Origin of the sequence: Pacificibacter marinus (genome assembly GCF_900109555.1) — a bacterium.
GTDB lineage: Bacteria > Pseudomonadota > Alphaproteobacteria > Rhodobacterales > Rhodobacteraceae > Celeribacter > Celeribacter marinus_C.
The window spans coordinates 160,218-183,992 of record NZ_FNZV01000007.1; the positions used below are offsets into that span (position 1 = coordinate 160,218).

Annotated in this window: 18 protein-coding genes and 1 tRNA gene; 8 read left to right on the forward strand and 11 right to left on the reverse strand. The window is 50.8% G+C overall.

Features of this window, described 5'->3' with window-relative positions:
- Positions 1-159 precede the first annotated feature (159 nt).
- From BM025_RS10715 to BM025_RS10725, 3 genes are all read right to left on the reverse strand, one after another.
- The gene (locus BM025_RS10715) at positions 160-2,514 is read right to left on the reverse strand and encodes a TRAP transporter large permease (protein ID WP_085849588.1); all 2,355 of its coding nucleotides are present in this window, start codon (positions 2,512-2,514) and stop codon (positions 160-162) included.
- 61 nt (positions 2,515-2,575) lie between these two features.
- Positions 2,576-3,505 carry a TRAP transporter small permease subunit gene (locus tag BM025_RS10720; RefSeq protein WP_085849589.1) on the reverse strand — a complete coding sequence of 310 codons (930 nt, stop codon included), beginning with the start codon at positions 3,503-3,505 and terminating at the stop codon, positions 2,576-2,578.
- A gap of 136 nt (positions 3,506-3,641) precedes the next feature.
- A complete protein-coding gene (locus BM025_RS10725) occupies positions 3,642-4,736 on the reverse strand; it encodes a TRAP transporter substrate-binding protein (protein ID WP_085849590.1) in 1,095 nt (364 codons plus the stop codon).
- Positions 4,737-5,041: 305 nt separating this feature from the next.
- On the opposite strand from BM025_RS10725, the gene BM025_RS10730 reads away from it, so the two are divergent.
- Entirely contained in the window at positions 5,042-6,457 is a 1,416-nt protein-coding gene (locus BM025_RS10730; protein WP_085849591.1) for a cache domain-containing protein, read from the forward strand.
- A 27-nt stretch (positions 6,458-6,484) separates the two neighbouring features.
- Positions 6,485-7,132 (forward strand): response regulator transcription factor, encoded by a 648-nt coding sequence (locus tag BM025_RS10735; RefSeq protein WP_085849592.1) that lies wholly within the window; start codon positions 6,485-6,487, stop codon positions 7,130-7,132.
- A 137-nt stretch (positions 7,133-7,269) separates the two neighbouring features.
- Here BM025_RS10735 and BM025_RS10740 read toward each other — a convergent pair whose 3' ends face one another.
- Positions 7,270-9,159, reverse strand: a complete 1,890-nt coding sequence (locus BM025_RS10740) for a PhoX family protein (protein ID WP_085849593.1) — start codon at positions 9,157-9,159, stop codon at positions 7,270-7,272.
- A 330-nt stretch (positions 9,160-9,489) separates the two neighbouring features.
- On the opposite strand from BM025_RS10740, the gene BM025_RS10745 reads away from it, so the two are divergent.
- The 3 genes from BM025_RS10745 to ilvN all read left to right on the forward strand — a co-directional run bounded on the left by BM025_RS10745 (position 9,490) and on the right by ilvN (position 12,642).
- Complete coding sequence (locus BM025_RS10745) at positions 9,490-9,963, forward strand: YbjN domain-containing protein (protein ID WP_170842175.1); 474 nt, start codon at positions 9,490-9,492, stop codon at positions 9,961-9,963.
- 352 nt (positions 9,964-10,315) lie between these two features.
- A complete protein-coding gene (locus tag BM025_RS10750; RefSeq protein WP_085849595.1) occupies positions 10,316-12,064 on the forward strand; it encodes an acetolactate synthase 3 large subunit in 1,749 nt (582 codons plus the stop codon).
- 11 nt (positions 12,065-12,075) lie between these two features.
- A complete protein-coding gene (gene ilvN, locus BM025_RS10755; RefSeq protein ID WP_085849596.1) occupies positions 12,076-12,642 on the forward strand; it encodes an acetolactate synthase small subunit in 567 nt (188 codons plus the stop codon).
- Positions 12,643-12,754: 112 nt separating this feature from the next.
- Here the strand turns inward: ilvN and BM025_RS18930 are convergent, their stop codons facing one another.
- The 7 genes from BM025_RS18930 to pdxH all read right to left on the reverse strand — a co-directional run bounded on the left by BM025_RS18930 (position 12,755) and on the right by pdxH (position 21,402).
- Positions 12,755-13,591 carry a helix-turn-helix domain-containing protein gene (locus BM025_RS18930; protein WP_139204562.1) on the reverse strand — a complete coding sequence of 279 codons (837 nt, stop codon included), beginning with the start codon at positions 13,589-13,591 and terminating at the stop codon, positions 12,755-12,757.
- Between the two features lie 792 nt (positions 13,592-14,383).
- Positions 14,384-14,644 (reverse strand): hypothetical protein, encoded by a 261-nt coding sequence (locus BM025_RS10770; RefSeq protein WP_085849598.1) that lies wholly within the window; start codon positions 14,642-14,644, stop codon positions 14,384-14,386.
- 14 nt (positions 14,645-14,658) lie between these two features.
- On the reverse strand, positions 14,659-18,354 hold the full coding sequence (locus BM025_RS10775) for a vitamin B12-dependent ribonucleotide reductase (protein WP_085849599.1): 3,696 nt from the start codon (positions 18,352-18,354) through the stop codon (positions 14,659-14,661).
- 978 nt (positions 18,355-19,332) lie between these two features.
- Positions 19,333-19,409 (reverse strand) — tRNA-Pro (locus BM025_RS10780).
- Between the two features lie 41 nt (positions 19,410-19,450).
- Positions 19,451-19,843 carry a DUF192 domain-containing protein gene (locus BM025_RS19505; protein ID WP_244515606.1) on the reverse strand — a complete coding sequence of 131 codons (393 nt, stop codon included), beginning with the start codon at positions 19,841-19,843 and terminating at the stop codon, positions 19,451-19,453.
- Positions 19,844-20,051: 208 nt separating this feature from the next.
- Positions 20,052-20,639: a cold-shock protein gene (locus tag BM025_RS10790; protein ID WP_085849600.1), complete on the reverse strand. Its 588-nt coding sequence runs from the start codon at positions 20,637-20,639 to the stop codon at positions 20,052-20,054.
- A 154-nt stretch (positions 20,640-20,793) separates the two neighbouring features.
- Positions 20,794-21,402 (reverse strand): pyridoxamine 5'-phosphate oxidase, encoded by a 609-nt coding sequence (gene pdxH, locus BM025_RS10795; protein WP_085849601.1) that lies wholly within the window; start codon positions 21,400-21,402, stop codon positions 20,794-20,796.
- A 226-nt stretch (positions 21,403-21,628) separates the two neighbouring features.
- On the opposite strand from pdxH, the gene fabI reads away from it, so the two are divergent.
- From fabI to gpt, 3 genes are all read left to right on the forward strand, one after another.
- A complete protein-coding gene (gene fabI / locus BM025_RS10800; RefSeq protein ID WP_085849637.1) occupies positions 21,629-22,432 on the forward strand; it encodes an enoyl-ACP reductase FabI in 804 nt (267 codons plus the stop codon).
- Positions 22,433-22,567: 135 nt separating this feature from the next.
- Positions 22,568-23,182, forward strand: coding sequence for a LysE family translocator (locus tag BM025_RS10805; protein ID WP_085849602.1), 615 nt, complete (start codon positions 22,568-22,570; stop codon positions 23,180-23,182).
- A gap of 24 nt (positions 23,183-23,206) precedes the next feature.
- Entirely contained in the window at positions 23,207-23,710 is a 504-nt protein-coding gene (gpt, locus tag BM025_RS10810; protein WP_085849603.1) for a xanthine phosphoribosyltransferase, read from the forward strand.
- Positions 23,711-23,775: the final 65 nt, after the last annotated feature.

A 23,775-nucleotide genomic window follows, 5' to 3' on the forward strand; every position in this document is an offset into this window, starting at 1 on the left:
GACTCTCCTTGAATCTATACTTTACTATTTCCATAAGAAACCACAGTTCTTGGCGCACAGCAATACCTTATTATTTTAATCAGGATAAGATATTCACCCCTAAAACATGAAAAGGCCCCGCATCAGCGAGGCCCTTTGCATGTCTAAGATGGCAAACGTTTAACGCGCCAAAAGATTTGGAATGATCGTGACAACATCAGGGAACAGCCACAATGCGCCAAGACCCGCAACTTGGATCAACACAAAAGGAATGATCCCGCGATAGATATGCCCTGTGGTGACCGAGGGCGGTGCAACACCCCGCAGATAGAACAGCGCAAAGCCAAAGGGCGGCGTCAAGAACGAGGTCTGCAAGTTCACAGCGATCATGATTGTCACCCATTTTGGGTCCATGGTGCCGCCATAAATGACAGGCCCCACGATGGGCACAACGATGTAAATGATTTCAAGGAAATCAAGCACAAAGCCCAAAACAAACAGCACAGCCATCACCAGCAAAAACACCGTGAACTCATTGTCAAAGCTGCGCAGGAATTGCTGAATGTAATGTTCGCCACCAAAGGAAATCACCACAAGGTTCAACAACTGTGAACCAATCAAAATGGTGAACACCATAGAGGTGACTTTCGCCGTTTCACGCACAACAACCTTTAACGTGCCGTCTTTGAGCAGCGTGTAGCAAGAGTACAAGATGCCAAAGAACGCAAAGTAGTAACACCCAAGCGCGACAATGTAGGCAACCCAATCTTCAAACGGCACATCGGCACGGCCGATACGCAGGTCAAAATTGGCACCGATCAAAATCATCACGACAACGGCAAAGGCCCCGCCGATGATAATTTTAGACACCTGTTGTTGATCGCGCAGCTTACGGTACGCGGCCAGCAAGATCGCGCCCCCTGCCCCAAGACCCGCTGCAGGCGTTGGATTTGTAACCCCGCCCAAGATGGACCCCAAAACAGCGACGATCAAAATCAGCGGAGGGAACACAACGCGAAACAATTCATTACGTGACAGATTGACCACAGCAGTTTTCATGCCAAAGGCAATCATCGCAAACGGAATAACGTAGATCAGAAAGGCCGTCCCTGAGGACGTCAGCGGATCCACAAACAGTGCATCCAAGACCAATACTCCGATCACGCCAACAGCGCCGACAATCAAAGGTCGCGCATCAGACGACAAAGACACGCCGCGTGCAAAGCCAAGCCCGATGGACAGCAAGACCATCACAACCATCAAACCTGTGCCAATCAATGGCGCGTCAGACACGGCTTGCGCAGTGAGGTCATCAAGTTGCTCTTCGGTGCGGCGTACGCTTTCTTTGGCACCACCACTGCTCATAATCGCGGCTTGTTCTGCGACAGCCACGTCCCACGCATCTTGGCCGTGCAATGTGATCATCGCATCTTGGCAGGTCTCAGATACATTGGTGCGCAAGCTGGCCCGAGCACCTGTTTCTGTGAATTGATTGACGATGATGGATTGTGATCCTGCAACGCCCGTTTGGCCCGACAAAATCGCCATGCCGATGATAAAAATAGGCATCGCGAGGAACCACAAAATGCCTTCGCGGCGTGTGATCGGCTCGGATGACGCCGATTCAAAGTGCACAGGTGGGGCCTTGGACGGGTTAAACAGCGCATAGCCAAAGGCATAAAGCGCATAGAACCCAGCCAGCATCACACCGGGCAAAATCGCAGCTTGGAACAGTGTCCCAACTGAAACCACCGCAGGTTTACCCAAATAAGTCAACGCATCAGAACAACCAAAGGATTGCGCACGTGCTTCTTGCGCAGCTGAATACAGATCGCCCGCAAGCGTTCCGAGCAACACAATCACGATAGAAGGCGGAATGATCTGCCCCAAAGTACCAGAGGCAGCGATCACACCCGTCGCCAATTCTGGCGAATAATTGTGCCGTAACATGGTTGGCAAAGACAGCAACCCCATGGTGACAACAGTCGCACCAACGATACCCGTTGAAGCAGCCAAAAATGCGCCCACGATGACAACTGACACAGCCAAACCGCCGGGCAGCGGGCCAAACACCCGCGCCATAGTGGTCAGCAAATCATTGGCAATCTTGGAGCGTTCCAAAACGATGCCCATCATGACGAACATCAAAACAGCCAAAAGTGTCTCGATAGATGCGCCAGCAAACACACGTTCGTTCATGCGGTTGACGATAAAGGACAGGTTGCGATCCATCGCCCGTTCCCAGCCGCCTTCAAACAAAGGTTGCGTGTAGGTGGGCAGGTCAGGATATCTGAAATGCGAGATATTGACGGGGTTTATCCCTGCGCCAATCAGGTCTTTATAGGCCTTCGATCCGGTATCAATTGCTTCGTGAATTAAAATGCCGGCACTATCGAGCGACGCGATAATTCCAAAAGACAATAGCCCTGCGCCACCGATTGCGAATGCAACAGGGAAGCCGGTCAAAATCCCGCCAAACAGGCTGAGGAATACGATAATGAGGCCAATTTCTACGCCATCAAGTCCGAAAATCATGTGGTCTGTCCCTGCGAATAGAACTTAGGTACTGCGCGGTGTTGCGTCATACGGATGCCCATCAGTGTGTTCCCTCAAACGCTTCTTCACCTGCGCCAAGCGTGTCTTTGTCTAAATATTTGCCTGCGCTGTCTTCGCCCTCAATAAACTCAAGATAAGACCGGTAAAAGAAAGCAATCGCTTGAATGAACACAAGAACAAGAAACGACAACATCAAGATTTTAAACAAGAAATATCCGTTGAACCCATCCCCTGTAAAGGACACAGTTTCAACGTTCCATTTCACAATTCTGGATTTTTTCAGCATCAATTCAAGTTTGTCAGAGGCCGAAACTTTTGGCGTGATCAGGTGACGCCATAGGAAATACCAAGCGTACATCCAAGTCAAAGTCGCCACGGGGATCATAAAACACAACGACCCGAACATATCGATCGCGCGTTTCACGCGGTGTGACACACCTGCATAAACCAGATCGACACGCACATGACTGCCTTGGACAAAAGCATAAGACACACACAGCGAAACAACGATGGCGTTTTCAAACTTGATGCTCTCAGACCACCACGTCACCGATTGTGCGACGCCAAGTCCAAAGGGAGAAAGCGAAATTTCACCCACACGGAAAATCGACTGCAAAAACACAATCATGATTTGTTGCAACACCATGAGCAAACCAGCCCAAGCGGCCAAGCGGCCGACACTGTTGGTGATGCCTTCAAACACTCGCACGACGCCCCACAAGAATGGGCGATGGAACAGCCCCACCAGCGTTACGACGAGAAAAAGGTCCAAGAAAACGAAAAATGCTTCGACCGATCCCCCGTAATATACAAAGCGCAAAAGGCTTTCTGTGTTCGACCAATCGAGCCAAAGGCTTGGGTGTGTCACGGCATAAACCATATGCCAAAACCCAAGACCGATCTGGCTGATCAGCCACCATAGCCCGCCTAAAACGGCGCCAAAGCCTGATGTTGCGGCTTGTTCTTCCATGTTTGGATGTCCCCCAAATTCTCGAGACCCTTTTGGCACAGCGCGCCTGACAGCGCAGTGCAAAAAGGGTCATCCCCGTAATAAAGAATGCGCACCCAAGTGCGCATTCTCATAATTTTTCAATAAGTTATGAAACTTACTTCAAGTTTGACAGCACGCGATCACGTTGCGATGTGTAAACGCCGTCTGAACGACCCGCCCAACCAGATGTCGCAGCCATTGCAGCTTCAGCTGAGTTGCGGATATCTGCAAAAATGGTATCATCCATTTTGCTGTCGAGCACGTCTTTAGACGCCGCGCCGAACGCATCCCAGATATCATCAGCAAATGTCATGATCTGTGACCCGCCAGAGATCAAACGCTCAAGCGCAGGACCGTTGTTCGCCATGAACAAAGAGTAGTTGTGCTGATGCGCATCGCCAGAAGCCACTTCGATGGCTTTTTGGAACGCAGGCGACAAGTCGTTGTAGACTTCAAGGTTTGTCGCAACTGACAAAGCCGCACCTGGCTCGTGGAAACCAGCTGGGTAGTAGTAGTCACACACTTCTTGCAGGCCGAGTTTTTCATCAGACCAAGGGCCGATCCACTCAGTGCCGTCAAGCGCGCCAGTTGACAAAGCTTGGTAAATTTCGCCACCCGCCATAGTCACAACAGAAGCGCCTAGTTTTGACAAAGCTTCGCCGCCAAGACCAGGCATACGGAATTTCAAGCCTTGGAAATCAGCTGCTGATTTCATTTCCTTGCGGAACCAACCGCCACCCTGACCGCCAGTTTGACCTGCGATAAAGGATTTGAGACCAAAGATTTCGCCAAGCTCGTGGTGCATTTGCATGCCGCCCATACCGTAGTACCACACCATCATTTCTGGGGCAGTCATACCGAAAGGCACAGTTGTGAAGTAAGCCCAAGCTGGGTGCTGACCTGTAAAGTAGTAATCAGCGCCGTGGTACATATCAGCCTGACCAGAGGTCACAGCGTCAAACACTTCAAGGCCACCAACAAGTTCGCCAGCTGCTTTTGGCTCAATAGTCAATTGACCATCAGTCATCGCAGTCACGGATGATGCGAAACGCTCAACAGAATCCCAAACGCCAGCAAGACCGCGTGGCCAAGTTGTGACCATGGTCAATGTGCGTTTGCCCTGTGCGTAAGCAGGTGCTGCCAAAGTGGCGGCCGCAGCGGCGGATGCACCACCAAGAGCTGATGTTTTCAAAAAAGAACGACGATCCATAGAATATTTTCCTCCCGTATATCTATGACAAGTTCACAGCCTCCTTTTAAGGGGCCACAGGCTTAAGACACCGTACCTTGCGACACAGGCGCCCATGCCGACCTTGTCAAGACAAGGCCAAACTTTGTCTGGACGATAGCGAGACGCAGCAGGTGAATAAATACCCAAGTCTACGTAGACTTGCTAAATTCAGCGCCGTTAATGGTTTTTTTGCCCTATTTTAAGGTAGTTTGGAAAAATGCAGGCTTTGATTGACGCTGGCGCAGTGCAATCTATTCTATGATTCGACCCTTTTAGGCCCAATCATGCGCGCACCTTTCAAATCTTTGTTTTCAATCCCCTACGCGCAGAAGTTGTTTTTTCTGACAACGATCCCCCTTTTGCTTGCTGTCGGGGCCATTGCGCTGTTGGTCGCGCATCAATCTCGGGACATGGCAGACCGTGAAATTTCAGAGCTGGAAACCCAATTGATTGCGGCCAAACGCGAAGAGTTGCAAAACTATCTACAATTAGCCCGCGCGTCGATTTCAGCGGAATACAATCCCGCTGGTCCCAACAATGCCAATGCCAAACTCAAAGTGACGCAAATCCTATCGGCAATGACATTTGGCCGCGAAGGCTATTTCTTTGTCTTTGATTATGATGGCACCAATCTGGTGGCCCCGCGCCAAACCGATCTGATCACTCGCAATTGGAAAGACCTGACCGACAGCGAAGGCACTCCAATTGTCAGTACGCTGATTGAACAGGCGAAAAATGGCGGCGGGTATCATTCTTATTTATTCCAAAAGCCGTCCACGGGGGCCCAAGCCCGCATGATGGCCTATGTGATTGGCTTGCAAGACTGGCAATGGGCGATTGGCACGGGGGTCTTTATTGATGATGTGCTCGATTCCGTCGCAGCCGCCCGCGCCCAAGTGGAACAGCGTGTGCGGCGGACGTTTTTCTACATCGGCGCGATTGCTTTGGCTGCGGTGTTTATGGTGTTTTTAACAGGCTTGTTTATCACTGTGCGCGAGCGACGCTTGGCAGACGCCAAACTCAAAGAGCTGACACAACGCATCTTCGACACCCAAGAAGAAGAGCGCAGCCGCGTGGCTCGTGAATTACACGACGGGATTTCGCAAATCTTGATCGGCGTGCGGTTTGCGATGGATTTGGCGTGGCGGCGGCTGCAAAAAGGCGATGCCCGCGCCACGGAAAGCCTAGAGAAAAGCGTCGATATGCTGGGCAGCGCCATCGGCGAAGTGCGGCGTATTTCGCGTGATCTACGCCCCGGTGTTTTGGATGATCTAGGGCTTGGGCCAGCTTTAAAATCCATGATCGAAGAATTCGAGGCGCGCACGGGCATTGTCACATCGCTGGAAACTGTGGTGTTTCGCAACAGATTGGATGAAGAAGCCAAAACAGCGCTGTTTCGCATCGCCCAAGAAGCCCTGACCAATATTGAACGCCATTCAGGTGCCACGCGGGTCGCCATGAGTCTGCGCGGGCACACAAAAGGGGCAACTTTGATTGTCAGTGACAATGGGCACGGGATTGATATTGAGAACAGCAAAGGCCCCGGAATTGGTCTGCGCAATATGGAAGAACGCATGGAGCAACTTGACGGCACCTTGACCATTTCTCATCTGTCGCCCGGAACAAAGATTGACGCCAGCGTGCCGCTCAAGCATGTACTGCCTCCACCACAGCTTTCGCGACCCACACAAGCGTCATAGCAGCCCAACCAGACCAAGAGAACATTTATGCCCTCCAAATCCCCCATTCGTGTGTTGATTGTCGATGACCATCCCATGGTTGCCGAGGGCATCTGCGCGCTGCTTGAAACCTTTGATGACATTGAAGTTGTGGGCACTTTGACCAATGGGGTCGAAGCTGTTGCCCATGCGGCCAGCCTGACCCCTGACGTTGTTTTGCTAGATCTCAACATGCCACAAATGGGCGGGCTGACGGCAACGGAAATCTTGCTCGAACAACAACCAGAAATGCGCATTTTGATTCTCACAATGCATGACAGTTCTGAATACATTTCAGCCGCGATGAGCCACGGTGCCGTGGGATACGTGTTGAAAGATGTACCAACCGAACAATTAAAAGATGCAATCGACACGGTCATGACCGGCGAAACCTATCTGTGCGGCGGGGCGCGTCAAGCGATCCAACCCAAAACACAAGACGGGCGTGAACCTTTGACCGAACGCGAACAAACCGTGCTTTTGGAACTGGCCCAAGGTAAATCCAACAAAGACGTGGCTTTGGTTTTGGACATCTCAGTGCGCACGGTGGAAACTCACCGTAAAAACATCAAACGCAAACTTGGCATTTCATCCACTGCTGGCCTGACCCGTTACGCCATGGAGCACGGCGTTTTACAAGGCTCGGGACGGTTCTAACGCCTGCCGCCTGCCCTGCAAACACGACCTATCATCGCGAAAACAGCCCCCAAAAAAAGGGCGCAGCCGAAACTGCACCCATATTGTTCTAAAATTAATGTTCTAAAATTTGTCGATCGTTAAAATGTCTTTGGTTTTTATCCGATTGTCGCACCATCTGTGCGCCAGAACGCCACAACAGAAGAGCGCGGTTTGTTGCCTTCGCCCATGTCAGGCCAAGTGCCCGCAGGGTGCTGCACGCCGACAAAGCCAGTCTTTTTATCAGCAGACCAACACAGGCCGGTCACTTCGGCACCATAAGGCACAGTCATGAAGCGTGCGATTTCGCCGGTTTCAGGATCGCCAACCAACATCTGGTTGTTGCCCATGCCCTCAAATTCGCCTTCGTTGCTGTAATCACCGTCCGTTTGGATCCAAAGCATCCCGTCAGACGAGAATGCCATGCCGTCAGGTGAGTTGAACATGTTGCCAGCGTTCACGTTATCTGACCCCGCATATGCGTTGTCGTAAACGTCTGGATTGCCAGCCATCACATACAAATCCCAAGCAAATGTATCTGCCGCGTGGCTTTCATCATCAGGGGTCCAGCGCACGATTTGCCCGTAGTTATTGGTCTCACGTGGGTTCACCGCATCAACAGATGTGTCATCACCACCCGCGTTTGGCTTGACGCCGCGGTTTTTGTTGTTGGTCAGCGCACAGTATGCTTCTACCTTCAATGGGTTAGAGGCAACCCATTCAGGACGATCCATTGTCGTCGCACCAACGGCAGAGGCCGCCATACGTGTAAAACACAAGATTTCGGCCATAGACATGCCCGTTGTTTCAGGCGTTAAAGCCAACCATTCCCCTGTCAGGTCATCGTTGAATTTAGCCGCATAAAGCGTGCCGTCATCCAAGATACCCTCTGGCGATGTGCCCATGGCCCATGTGTTTGTAGACACGTATTTGTACAAATACTCACCGCGCTCATCATCGCCCATGTAAACCACAACGCGACCATCGGCAGCGTGAACCATTTCAGCATTTTCGTGCTTGAAGCGACCCAATGCAGAGCGTTTGATTGGTGTGGATGTTGGGTCTGCAGGGTTAATCTCTGTCACGAAACCATGGCGGTTCGGCTCGTTTGGCTCTTGGGACAGATCGTAGCGTGGATCGAATTTCTCGTAGGCGTAGCGTCCTTCACCACCGATACCGTAGCGCACTTCGCCCGCAGTTGCTTCGTGCTCGGATGTCGCGCCAAAGTAGCCGTTAAAGTTTTCTTCACACGTCAGATACGTGTCCCAAAGCGTCCGGCCAGAACCACAGTTGTTCATTGTGCCTTTGACCGTTTTGCCTTCGGGGTCTGCATTGGTTTTCACCAAATCGGATCCGGCAAGCGGACCAGCAATCAGCATTTCAGTTTCATGTGTGATGCGGCGGTTGTATTTTGAATCGACCACAACTGCGAAGCCTTGGGCCGCTGGCGCGATTTCCATGACGGTCACACCTTGCAGGTTTTTCAAAAGTTGAACTTCATCTGCTGTGCGTGGCATGCCTTCAGCCTCGGCTGGCAAGTTCACTTTTGGGTTCACGTATTCGGAGTTCACAGTGATCAACTGCTTGCCGTCAACTTCGAACAACTCCATGCCATCAGTGTTTTCGCCGAACACTTTGTCTGACATTTCAACAGCGACACCGTTTTCATGGGTAAATGCGTCTTTGGCATCGGACCATAGCGCATCGCCCCAGCGCACAAGCACGTTTGACTCGTAACCTGTCGGCACGTGGATCAAATCGTCTGTCGCGATGTCGATGGGTTTGAACGCGAATTTCATGTGGCCGTCAGCTTTGGCCGCAGTCGTGGATGAAAACAGACCCGTGCCCATAACCGCCGCGCCCGACCCAAATGCCAATGCACCACCAAGGAAACCACGGCGTGACACGGCGCGATCGACCACGGCGTCAAAGCCATTGGTGTCTACACGTGGGTCGCGCATTTCATCGAAATCATCCCAAGACAGGTCTACGATATCGGTCTTTTTCATGGCTACTACTCTTTTTGCTGTGATAAATACGTTCGCGAGACACGTGAACATCATCGGCAATTTACCGAGACACTGTAACGCCGCGACAACGCCAATATGACAGTTGTATGAATCCATATTTTCATGGCCCGCACGCAGGTTAAAAAGCTTTATTTCAGCACCATAGGTTTGGCCTCTGACTTGCTTAAACAGCCAATATATGATTGATTAAAACCATAAAAATATCGGAGTTTTAAACCTATGCGTCCATTTTTACACGCTTTTATCCAAAATCCTTTTACAACCATACCTCCCCTTGTCTCACTTGGTCGCGTCAGTGCGCTGTGCGCCTTGATTAGTGTTTCGGCCCCCGTAACAGCGCAGGCCGAAAACCTTTTAACGTTTGATGACCTTGATCAAATTGAATCCCTTTTGGGCGGCTTTGGGTCTGTCTCGCGAGACACCGATGGCGAAGATATTGCAATGTTTCGCGGTCGTATTGACGGGGCAAAATACGCCCTGCATTTTTATGATTGCGAAGGTATGAACGCCTGCAAATCCGCCTCATTCTCAGCATTCTTCAACGGCGACGCCTTTCGCACAGATCTAAAAGCAGTAAATGCCTTTAATTCAGAGTATCGCTTTGGAACGGCCTCTATAGATGAAGATGGCGATTTGGAATTGGGGTATTCATTCACCCTCTTTGGTGGGATTTCTCGCCAAACATTTGATGACACAATCGATTGGTGGCGGGTCGTTTTACATGACGGCACATCGTTTTTTGCGTCTGACACCGATCCAAGTTCACAAGAGTCCGATTTATAACAATCGCCAAAACCAAGGTGGACCAAACCGTGATTGCAGATCATGTTTTGGTCCACAACACGGCATAAATTGTTGAAATCAACATCCAAACCTGAAAATTCGCAACTTTATTGCGATAAAAGTTTCGCCAGAGACACATTATTCACCGCATTAGCGGTTGACGCCCCCGATTGTCACAAATAATGTCACTTTAGCAAAAGGGAGCTCGAAGCCATGTCAGGCATCGTCGTACTAATTAGGAAAGAGCGCATGGGCCGGTAACGGTTGACCATATTGGTTCCCATGCGCCCCCGAAAATCGGGGGCTTTTTTATTGCTAGAATTTGAGTGACGCGTGAGACGGAGAGAATAAGATGACACGGCAAATGACCGGAGCGGAAATGGTAGTTCAAGCCCTGAAAGATCAGGGCGTGGACACGATATTTGGCTATCCGGGGGGCGCGGTCCTTCCGGTTTACGATGCAATTTTCCAGCAAAATGACATCAAACATGTGTTGGTGCGCCATGAACAGGCCGCGATCCACGCCGCCGAAGGCTATGCGCGCTCAACTGGCAAAGTGGGTGTCGCTCTTGTGACCTCTGGCCCAGGTGCCACAAACGCTGTGACGGGCCTCACCGATGCTTTGCTCGATTCCATTCCGCTTGTCGTCTTCTCAGGTCAAGTGCCAACATTCATGATTGGTACAGACGGGTTCCAAGAGGCCGATACCATCGGCATCACCCGTCCCTGCACCAAACACAACTGGTTGGTCAAAGACACTGACGCATTGGCAGACACCATCCACCAAGCGTTCCATGTGGCCACCTCTGGTCGCCCCGGCCCTGTTTTGATCGACCTGCCCAAAGACGTGCAGTTCGCCGATGGCACGTATGTTGAACCCGCAAAAGCGCGTGTGAGCCATTACCAGCCCAAGAAAAAAGCAGACATCGAACAGATCAACGATCTGGTTGCCCTGTTGGAAAAAGCTGAACGCCCCGTGTTTTACACGGGTGGCGGCGTGATCAACTCTGGCCCAGCCGCATCACAATTGTTGCGCGAATTGGTTGAAGCCACTGGTTTCCCGATCACATCCACTTTGATGGGCCTTGGCGCCTACCCTGCGTCCGGCAAACATTGGCTGGGTATGCTCGGCATGCATGGGCTGTATGAGGCCAACTTGGCGATGCACGGTTGTGATTTGATGATCAACATCGGCGCACGTTTTGATGACCGCATCACTGGTCGCTTGGACGCCTTTTCACCAAACTCCAAGAAAATCCACGTCGATATTGATCCATCGTCCTTGAACAAAGTCATCCAAGTTGACCTGCCAGTTGTTGGCGATGTTGCACATGTTTTGGAAGACATTCTCAAAGTGTGGAAATCACGTGGCCGCAAAACGCAAAACATCGGCGCTTGGACTGCACAAATCGACAAATGGCGTGACGTGCGGTGCCTCAGCTACACCCAATCCGGATCTATCATTAAGCCGCAATATGCATTGCAGCGATTGGAAGAACTGACCAAAGGCATGGACCGCTACATCACCACCGAAGTGGGCCAGCACCAAATGTGGGCGGCACAATATTTGGGCTTTGAAGACCCCAATCGTTGGATGACATCCGGCGGATTGGGCACGATGGGCTATGGTTTCCCTGCGTCCATTGGGGTGCAAGTGGCCCATCCTGACAGTCTTGTGATCAATGTCGCTGGCGAAGCATCTTGGTTGATGAACATGCAAGAAATGGGCACCGCGATGCAGTATAAACTGCCCGTGAAACAATTCATTTTGAATAATGAACGTCTTGGCATGGTGCGCCAATGGCAGCAATTGCTGCACGGCGAGCGCTACAGCTCATCATGGTCCGACGCCCTGCCCGATTTCGTAAAATTGGCCGAAGCCTTTGGCGCGAAAGGCATTCAAGTGTCTGACCCCAAAGATTTGGACGACGCTTTGATGGAAATGATCAAATACGATGGCCCTGTAATCATGGATTGTTTGGTCGAAAAGCACGAAAACTGCTTGCCAATGATCCCATCAGGCAAGCCGCACAACGAAATGCTGCTGGGGGATGCGCCGACAGAAGACGCGATTAAATCCGACGGCGCGGTTTTGGTATAAAGGAAAACATCATGTCTGCACTTCATATCAAAAAAGGCTCATCAAGCCATTCAGCTTACAATCTACGTGATCCCAATGGCGAGATCATCGAAAAGCACACTTTGGCCGTTTTGGTCGAAAACGAACCCGGTGTTTTGGCACGTGTGATCGGCCTGTTCTCGGGGCGTGGCTACAACATCGAGAGCCTTACAGTGGCCGAGGTGGACCACAAAGGACACCGCTCGCGCATCACCATCGTCACCACGGGCACACCCAATGTGATTGTACAAATCAAGGCGCAGTTGGGGCGGATCGTGCCCGTGCATGATGTGCATGATTTAACGGTCGAAGGCGGCTCTGTTGAACGCGAGCTTGCACTATTCAAGGTGCACGGCACTGGGGACAAACGGATCGAAGCCCTGCGTTTGGCTGAAATCTTTCGTGCCAATGTAGTCGATAGCACGCTGGAAAGCTTTGTGTTTGAAATGACTGGGACATCAGAAAAAATCGATGCTTTTGCAGATTTGATGCGGCCTTTAGGCTTGATTGAGACGGCACGCACCGGCGTTGCAGCGCTATCGCGCGGCACAATCGCATAGACTTGACGCAAACCACATAGATCAAAAATACGAAAAACGCGGCCAGATTTGAGCCGCGTTTTTTATGTGTCACACAACCTGACACACCCGTGCAGGCCGGTTTAACTGATGCCTATTTATGCTCACCTTTGAAAAACAACTGCGCTGTCGCACTGAGAGTATCGACATGTTTGTGGCCAAGAATATGGCGCGCTTTAAGCATTGCCGCCATGGTGGGATCAATCTGTTCAATCAATACAGGCTCATACAGGGAACTTTTACTGGTGAACCGTTGCGTCACGATAGACACACCATGCAAAAAACGCGAATTTCCAAGATAGGCAAATTCGACAAATCCCATATTCCACAACGGCAAATTGCGCACCATAGATAGAAATGAAAATCCTGTGGGGTGCTGAAAAAACATGCCGTCGATACGACGCTCGTGCCCAGCTATCGGCAAGCCCAACTCATCAGACCGCGACCGTGCCAGTATTCCAGTAACCCCCATAGATCCGCGTGCATCCGACTTCAGACACACCAAATTAACCGTTATATATCCATCACCTACAAAAGACCGACGATAAAAGAGATATGGCCCAGGAATGAGCTTTGTCTCATCCACTTGTGCAATTTTTTGCCTGCGCACGGCCTCTGAAATTGGGGACTGACCCTCTCTTTCGGTCTGATCCCGTTTCAATTTTTCAAGCGGTTCTAACAAAATGCGCCCATCGACTTTAAAAAATGTGCAAATTTTATGTAAAACATCAGGACGCGGAAAGGCATCGCCGCTCAAGTACCGATTGTATTGCGTGCGATTGATCCCAAGTTCGCGACAAAGCTGCGCTATGGACGGGGCCGATTGACTAAGTTCACGCAGATTTGCTCCAAAAACGGACCGCAAATAGGTTGGCTCCGAAGAGGCCACGCTGTCGCCATCATTCTGTCCTGCAATCCCAGAAAACCCCATAACATCCCCACCTTTCAAATTTACGAACGCAAGAGACGCTAAGTAGCGCCAGTCAAAACACCTTAATACAATTAGATTTAAGCAATATACTTACGTGTTGTTCAACCAATTGCAAGTTTTCAAGTTAATAGCGTCATGTGCAGACGCCAATCAGCGTCAAGTTACGTTGAGGTAAGACACATTTCGACAGATATCCGTCACAAAACCATTATGTAAAACATAGGGATAGATTTTTTAATTAGTGGTGATTGTTATGTTTGGTATCGTTCTGTGGTCAGACCCTAAAAGACAAAAAGCAATTGTTTGGTGCGAAGATTGCGCAAAATTGGCCTATGCGTCAGCGTCAGACATCATGATTGATGACAGTGAAACTCTGTCCATTGGGGATTTGGTACAATTTACTTTGGTCACATTTGGCGACTTTAGGGGCTGCACAAACTTAACGTTGTTAGATTCCAAAATCGCACCGAATATCAGTGAGCATTTGCTGAGAGCCGCTTCAAATACACAACCAAATCTGCGCGTCGTAAACGGCTAACCCATTGCTGCACAACCCAGCTTACATTGCGCAAAAAGTGGGGGACCAATTAGGCCCCCCTAGGTTCGCTGATCAGGCTCATGGTTGATTACTGCTCGTATTTTTTTGCCTGTGGCCTGATCTACGCCAAGAGCGAACGCATCCGCTCCGGAACATGAGGGACTGTCCCCTCTTTGGAAAACCACCGCTTAAATGGGTAAGTCTTCCGCACAGCACCACACTTTGAAAGCGGTGCTGTCGTTGTGCCTTTTACATCAATGCAACACACGACCTGCGCTGCTGTTGACTGAAAAAATTGCGGTACAGCCGTCTGTGCCGGCGGATTTGTAATCTTGTACCGAATAAGTGACAGACATCGCGGCCATCCCTAGGATTGACACGGATTGGCTGCCAGAAAAAGCATCGGCCAAGCTGGCCTCAGCATCTTGTGAAAAATCCGCTTCGATCGTGTTGCCGCGCATTTGCACACGGGCGGCAACACAACGGTGTCCTGCGATATCAAATACCATTTCCATCACTCACATTCCCCTTAGCTACAGCCCGACGTGCCGCCGCAAGTGTTACATTTCATACAGGTGCCGTTGCGCACGAGCGTGTAGTTGCCACATTCACCACATGGATCGCCCTCATAGCCCTGCATTTTAGCCTTTGAGCGCAGATCAAGCGATGTTGCCCCAGTCGTCACAGTGACAGAGGACACGGCGGTTTCTGACGTAACAGACCGCGCGATTTCAGGCGCCAAAGCTTGTAAAGCGGCCTGTGGATCAATTGAGCTGTCCAGCGAAAGTGCACCTGCCCCGCCCTGTAAAACAACGAGTTCTTGCGGCATGCGCTTGCGCAGGTACCCTGTGGATGAAATCTGTTTAAGAACTTCAATAGATTTCACTGACGCGTTCTCAGATGGGGTACGCACGTTGGATGCGCCCTCTTGTTCGCCACGTCCCAGATCATCAAAAGCGTGGCCTGCAGGTTTAACATGCGCCAAATCGGTGCGGTCCAAGTAAGACACGGCCAACTCGCGGAAGATGTAGTCCAAGATTGATGTCGCGTTTTTGATGCTGTCGTTGCCTTGCACCATACCCGCAGGTTCGAATTTGGTGAATGTGAAAGCATCAACAAACTCTTCCAACGGCACGCCGTATTGCAGACCAACAGAGACCGCGATGGCAAAATTGTTCATCATCGCACGGAACCCAGCGCCCTCTTTGTGCATATCAATAAAGATTTCACCGAGATTGCCGTCTTGGTATTCACCCGTGCGCAAGTAAACTTTGTGCCCGCCCACGATGGATTTTTGTGTATAGCCCTTGCGGCGTGAAGGCAGTTTTTCACGGCCCCGTGCCACTTCTTTGATAATCACTTTTTCGATGATCTTTTCGGCCAAAACAGCGGCTTTTTCATGGGTTGATCCGGATGCCAAAATCTCTTCGGCTTCGTCGTCGTCCTCGATCAGTGCTGCTGCCAAAGGTTGGGAAAGTTTTGATCCATCACGGTACAGTGCATTGGCTTTGATGCCCAAAGACCAAGACAGCTCATAAGCGGCCAGACAGTCTTCAATCGTGCCGTCATTCGCCATGTTGATGGTCTTGGAAATCGCACCAGAGATAAACGATTGCGCTGCAGCCATCATAGTGATGTGGCTTTCAACTGACAGATAACGCTTACCAATTTTACCGCAGGCGTTGGCACAATCAAAGATATTGTAGTGCTCTTCTTTAAGGTGCGGCGCGCCTTCAAGTGTCATCGTGCCGCAAACATGGTTGTTGGCCGCATCAATGTCAGCTTTGGAAAACCCGAGCGAACGCAGCAAATCAAACGAAGGATCATTGAGTTTTTCAGCTGGGATACCAAGCGTGCCTGTGCAGAAATCTTCGCCCAAAGTCCATTGGTTGAACACGAAGCGAATGTCAAAAGCGGATGGCAAAGCGGCTTCGATCTTGTTGATCTGTTCTTTGCCAAACCCATGCCCAATCAAAGACGTGTGATTGATGCCTGGCGCGTTGCCGATAGACCCGTGGCCCACAGCGTAAGACACGATTTCTTCGATCTGGCTCGATGCATAACCTTGTTTTGCCAAAGCAGCGGGCACAGAGCGGTTGATGATTTTGAAATAGCCGCCGCCTGCGAGTTTCTTGAATTTCACAAGCGCGAAATCTGGTTCGATGCCTGTGGTGTCACAGTCCATCACCAAACCGATGGTGCCCGTTGGCGCAATCACAGAAACCTGCGCGTTGCGGTAACCGTTCTTTTCGCCCAATTCGAGCGCCTCATCCCAAGCGGTCTTGGACAGCTCAATCAAAGACGCATCAGGGCAGCTGTTGTGATCCAATGGCACAGGCTTGATATCCAAGCCCTCATATCCAGTGGATTTGCCGTAAGCCGCAGTGCGGTGATTGCGAATGACGCGCAGCATGTGATCGCGGTTCTTGTCGAACTTGGCAAACGCGCCCAACTCGCCAGCAACCTCAGCGGATGTCGCATAAGAAACACCAGTCATGATCGCGGTCAAAGCACCTGTCAGCGCCCGCCCCTCATCGGAGTCGTACCCAAAGCCCATGTTCATCAACAAACCGCCGATGTTGGCATACCCAAGACCCAAAGTGCGGAAGTCATAGGACCGTTGTGCGATCTCTTTTGATGGGAATTGCGCCATCATCACAGAAATCTCAAGCGTCAGCGTCCACAACCGTGTGGCGTGCATGTAGCTTTCGGCGTCAAACTTGCCGTCTTTCAAAAACGTCAAAAGGTTCATAGATGCAAGGTTACAGGCCGTGTCATCCAAGAACATGTATTCAGAACAAGGGTTTGATCCACGGATCGCACCGTCTTCTGGGCACGTATGCCATGCATTAACTGTGTCGTGGAACTGGATACCCGGATCGGCACAAGCCCAAGCAGCATGGCCAACGTCTTGCCACAAATCACGGGCGCGCACGGTTTTGGCGACAGATCCATCTGTGCGGCGGATCAATTCCCAATCGCTGTCATCTTTGACCGCTTTCAAGAACGCATCGGTGACGCGCACTGAGTTGTTTGAGTTTTGGCCTGACACAGAGGCGTAAGCTTCTGAATCCCAATCTGTATCATATGTTGGAAACTCGATTTTAGCGTAGCCCTGTTTTGCATAATCCAGAACACGTTTGACGTATGTTTCTGGGATACAAACCTTTTTCGCGTCTTTGATAGCAGATTTCAGCGCTGAATTCTTGGCGGGAGTAAAGGCATCATCTTCAGCGCCGTCCCATGTACCAATCGCATCAAAAATCGCGTTAAGCTGACGCTCGTGCATTTTGGAACCAGCTACGATTGAGGCAACCTTTTGCTCTTCGATCACCTTCCAATTGATGAATTCTTCCACATCGGGGTGGTCCATATCACAGATGACCATCTTGGCGGCGCGACGCGTAGTGCCGCCCGATTTGATCGCGCCAGCAGCACGGTCACCGATTTTAAGGAACCCCATAAGACCAGAGGATTTACCACCACCAGACAGCGCCTCATCAGAGCCGCGCAAAGATGAAAAGTTGGTGCCAGTGCCGGAACCGTATTTGAACAGGCGTGCTTCACGAACCCAAAGATCCATAATGCCGCCGTCGCCCACAAGATCATCAGCAACGGATTGAATGAAACAGGCGTGCGGTTGTGGGTGCTCATAAGCAGATGTGGACCGTGTCAAAACGCCAGTTTCATGGTCGACATAGTGGTGCCCTTGGCCCGGTCCATCAATGCCGTAAGCCCAGTGCAACCCAGTGTTGAACCACTGCGGTGAATTCGGTGCGGCCATTTGTGCGGCAAGCATATAGCGCATTTCATCGAAATAGGATTTGGCATCGCTTTCAGAGGTGAAATAGCCCCCCTTCCAGCCCCAGTAACACCAAGCGCCAGCCAAGCGATCAAACACCTGCTTGGCAGAGGTTTCGCCGCCAAAGCGCTCGCTCGTGGGCAATTTCGCAAGAGCCGCGTCGTCTGGGACAGATTTCCACAAGAACGACGGAACGCCCTTTTCTTTCACCCGTTTCAGGGCTGCAGGCACACCAGCTTTACGAAAGTATTTTTGCGCAATGACATCAGAGGCCACTTGGCTCCAGCTTGCCGGAATTTCGCAATCATCCAGTTTAAAAACAACAGTGCCATCTGGGTTACGGATTTCTGAGGACGTCTTCTGAAACGCCATATCGGCGTAAGCGTCGGACCCAGCTTTGGTAAATTTGCGTTCGATCTTCATGAAAAGTGCCCCATATTCGACGTATTATCTACGCCCAACCGCATGCATTGGCTTTTGGCCTGCGCGATCAGTCGTTTGACCCATTTTTTATTTCGACAAGCTATGACAGCTCGATATTCACGCCGACCATGATCTTCCACAGCGCCAAACGGTTCGGGCCGCATGTATAAAATGGCAAATCAAATCCACGCTGGAAAAGCGCCCCGCGCAGTTCCAGTCAAAGGTCTTGGCCCTTCATACATGTTCGAGCGGCGCGTCATTTAACTGTGATCTTTGCTCGTTCCCACTCAAAACAATGGCCAGGCATTTACACTTTGTGCAAATCTTGCCGCTCGTCATGTCGCAAAGATCAATTTGCTGCGCCTCTAGTCCCTTACCGCCCCCAAGCAACTAAATGTAGTATCTCGCTGGTCGACTAACACAATGTGCAGCGGTATGCCCTGTCCGGTCAACGTCAAAATTAGCAGTTCGCTAACCTCTTTTTTATTGACGGATTTCACCCACAGGCCAGTACGATTCGTAAACGCGCGCGTTAATACAAATCTCTTTTAATTCTAGGGCTTTGCCACTTCAGATTAACCAATTGGGTGAAAGCTTGTGGATAAGTGTAAGGGATAAAAAAAGGATACTTGGGATGATTTTCGCTCTATGGAGCCCAAAGAATGGGCACACTAGATATAGTGTCATTTCATGACAAGAATGGGCGCCAAGCCTCTGAAATATGTAAAATTAAGGGGAAATTTCCCAATTTATACGTGAAATTGAAATTAAAAACTCCCGTTAGAGGCGAGAGCCCCCATAGGCACGCAAACAGTACGATATGGCGAATCGTTTGGCGTTTTTGCCGAAGCATCCAAATATAAGGAAACTGAGTCGGCGCAGATCACCTACCGCATTTAGCGGTACAGATATCCACAAATACAACAAACGCTCCTGCCCCATAGGGGAGAAGCGTTTTGTTAGGTTATATTTAGTGAATGGTCGGGACGGCAAGATTCGAACTTGCGGCCTACGGTACCCAAAACCGTCGCGCTACCAGGCTGCGCTACGCCCCGACTGAGGGTTCTATAATGTCCCTATTCAGGGATGAAAACCCCTATTTCGCCCCACAAGGCGTAGAAATGTAAAAATCATACGCTGGGTGCAAAAGCACGTCGCCAATTTTGATGTTTTTTCCCTTAGAAACACCGGAATTCAGCTCCAAAACAGAAAAAATAGCATCCCCACCAAAAAGTGGGGTTTCATCATAAGGAATCGCATTTTTATGAATAGAGACAATGACTCCTCGCTGATCTGTGAAGATCATATCGAGAGGAATCAGTGTATTTTTCATCCAAAAGCTCACGGGCCTAGGTTTCGGATACACAAAGAGCATCCCAGCGTCTTGCGGCATCGATTCTCGAAACATCAGCCCCTGCGCGCGCTCTGCGCTCGTATCCGCCAATTCGACATCAAAACGGTGCTGACCGCTTTGCGTCTCAATGATCACTTGATCCGCGCTACAGGTTGAGAACGCCGGCTGTACCGCGCCGCTGATGGCAACAGCGCCTAGGACCAAAGCACCGCACAGACGTCGCCCAGCAGTTAGTTTTGACGCCAAAGACCGCGACACAGGGGAACCCGCCCCCGCACCCCTATAGCGACCAGCCCCAATGAAAAGGGCCACACAATGTGCGGCCCTTGAAATCTTACCGCGTTCAAGCGTTGTTTGTTTGCAATATCGTGGCATCATCCACCTCAGGTTCGACTTCAATCTGATTATCTGCAGTGCGCGCAGCCACATCCCAAGCAATCACTTGTGCGGCCATACGCCCTCTGCGCCCATCAATCACGCGCAAGGCAACGGCCTCGCCCGGCATAAGGTCTGCCAGCCCAGATCGCCTTAACACTTCGACATGCACAAAAATATCTTCACCGCTGCCAAACACATTGGCGAACCCGAATCCTTTGCCTTTATCGAACCATTTGACCCGTGCGGGTTCAAGCGGCGTATTCAGATCTGCATCTTCTAAATGTTCAAGATCCTCTAAAGGTGGTCCGACTGATATTGCCGGAGGTTCTATCGACAAAACTTCGACAGCCTGAATCCCGCGATCTGTTTCTTGAATTGTTAAGCTAATGCCTGCTGCATCGGCCACAGTACTTTGACCAAAGACCCGCAGGACATTGGCGTGCAAAAGAATATCAGGCCCCCCCTCATCAGAAACGACGAATCCAAACCCTCGCGCCGGATCGAACCATTTTATCTGTCCGGTCACAGTTCTTACTAAATTTTTTTCGTCCATATTTCCCATCTCTTTTGAGGGCGCAAAATACGCACATCAATCAATTGGGGCACGAGCCCCTCATCCCGAGGAGCAAAGTGCGTCAAACTTCGCTCAGGATCAAGGGATGCACACATGTCTTTTCAAGAATATTAAAAGTTTACCCTACGTAAAGCTAGGGATTTAAGCGTACAACCGTCCAAATGTCCAACTCAGTCGATCGCGTCCACCTGAATCGATCATGCAAACGGAACTCTCCAGCGGCCCAGAATTCAATTTCGGTTGGCACAATTCGATATCCGCCCCAAAAAGGCGGGCGCTTAGGGCTTGTGCCATGTTTGACGCCTTCTTTTGCGACACTTTCCATCAAGGCCATTTTGGATGTCAGCGGCTGAGATTGCTTGGACGCCCAAGCCCCAATGCGACTGCCCAAAGCACGCGAAGCATAATACGCATCCGATGCCTCAGCTGTTTCACGCACGACCTTGCCACGCACTCGCACCTGCCGTTGTAAACTTTTCCAATGCATCACAAAGGCTGCTTTGCCTGCAGATTCAATTTCTACAGCTTTGGCGCTTTCATAATTGGTGAAAAACACAAAGGCATCGTCTTCGATTGCTTTAAGCAACACCATGCGCGCATTGGGCATGCCATCAGGATCAACAGTCGACAAAGCGATGGCATTTGGGTCGTTCACCTCTGAGGCCTCAGCCTCGGTCAACCAATTGCGCGCGATTTCAAAGGGATTATCGCCTTTGAAAATACCACTACGTTTGACACTCATGCGCTGCACTCCTTTATGTTGTGTGTTTGGAATACCGCGTGGGTTTACATCCAACAAGGGCCAGTCGCACGGGCGTACAACACGGCGGATCGTCCCATTATATATATGGCCGTATATAAAGACGCGTATAAAGATGAACCCGCGGGCAAGCACCCGAGACTTGATAGACCTTCGCAAACCGCATAAAGCCTATACACAACGTAGTTTATCGGTGGGAGAACCGACCATGACAAAACTTATGGACGGCAAGCGCGGCCTTATTATGGGCCTTGCCAATGACAAATCAATCGCTTGGGGCATTGCCAAAGCTCTGGCGGAACATGGCGCTGAGCTTTGTTTTTCCTACCAAGGGGAGCAGCTGAAAAAGCGTGTGGACCCGTTGGCTGAAAAACTAGGCTCTGACTTTGTGGTGCCTTGCGATGTGTCTGATGGTGCCTCTGTAGATGCACTTTTTTCACAAATAGAAGAGCGTTGGGGCAAGATCGACTTTATCGTGCATGCCATCGGGTTCTCTGACAAAGGCGAATTGCGTGGGCGGTATGTCGACACCACGCGCGACAACTTTAACATGACCATGGACATTTCCGTCTACTCGTTCACCGCTGTGGCGCAACGCGCTGCCAAGTTGATGACAGAGGGCGGGTCTATGTTGACCATGACATACTATGGTGCCGAGCGCGTTATGCCGCATTATAATGTCATGGGTGTTGCAAAAGCCGCTTTGGAAGCGTCCGTGCGTTATTTGGCTGAAGATTTGGGCAAAGACGGCATTCGCGTCAACTCGATTTCTGCAGGTCCAATCAAAACGCTCGCGGCCTCTGGCATTGGCGATTTCCGCTACATTATGAAATGGAACGAATACAACTCACCACTGCGTCGCAATGTGACCATTGATGACGTGGGCGGCTCTGCTTTGTATCTTTTGTCTGATCTCAGCGCAGGCGTTACAGGCGAAACACACCACGTTGATGCAGGCTACCACGTTGTTGGCATGAAAGCCGTCGACGCGCCGGACATCACCAAAGGCTAATCTTTGCGGCATCATCCGAACGCGATCTGTTTATAACAGTGATAAACGGGGGCTGCGGCCTCCGTTTTGCGCTAGATCGACTAGATATTCTCGACCTCAGCACAGGCACAGTGCTTAAAACATAAAGGGCACCCCATGTCTGCGACTGTCTTTTTATCCATTCTTGCACTGCATTTCGTGGCCGCGATGTCGCCTGGCCCTTCATTTGTCGTGTCGGTACGCACTGCCGCATCAGAGGGATTTCGCCCCGCTGCGGGTCTTGCTGTGGCCTTTGGGCTTGGGGCGTTGATCTGGGCGATGGCCGCACTGTTTGGCCTTGCGATTGTGTTTGAAGTGATGCCCAAAGCCTATCTTGGGTTCAAAATTGCAGGCGGGCTGTTTTTGATCTGGATCGGATATAAAACCATCCGCCATGCCCCCGACCCTATGCCCCAAGCAAGCGCGCTTGATACACCGCGTTCCATGATCAGCGCCCTGCGCCTTGGATTGATGACGCAGTTGGCCAACCCAAAGCCCGCCATTTTCTTTGGCGCCGTGTTTGCAGGGCTTATTCCACCAGATACCCCCATGACCCTACGTGCGCTTTTGCTATTTTTCGTCTTTTTTAACGAATCTATGTGGTATTTGTTTGTAGCTGCAGTTTTTTCACGCAAAAAGGCGCGTGACATGTATACCCGCGCCAAACTCTGGACCGATCGCGCCCTTGGTGGCATGATTGTCCTTTTTGGATTGAAGATTGCCGCAGGTTAGCGGCATCAAACGAAAGATTGACATATGACAGACCGCCTGCCCCATGAAAAAGGATTTCACATCTCTTGGGATCAAATTCACCGCGATAGCCGCGCTTTGGCATGGCGTCTGGACGGGAAAGGCCCTGACGGCGGGGCATGGCGCGCCGTTGTGGCGATCACGCGCGGCGGCATGGCCCCTGCGATGATCATCGCCCGCGAATTGGACATTCGCACTGTGGATACGATTTCGGTCAAATCCTATGATCACCAAGATCAAACCACTGCTTCGATTTTGAAATCTCCCGACGCCGAGATGATGGGTGATGGCACCGGAATTTTGGTGATCGATGATCTGGTCGACAGTGGAAAAACGCTTGAATTGGTACGTGATCTCTATCCAAACGCGCATTTCGCAACGGTTTACGCCAAACCCCAAGGACGCCCACAAGTGGACACCTTTATCACCGAAGTGTCACAAGACACGTGGATCTTTTTCCCATGGGACATGGCGTTGCAATATGTGCAGCCATACCGCGGCAAAGATTGATTGCACATAGACCTAGTCGAAAGACCGCCTTTTATTGCGCACCTCATTCGATCTTAAAACGCTCC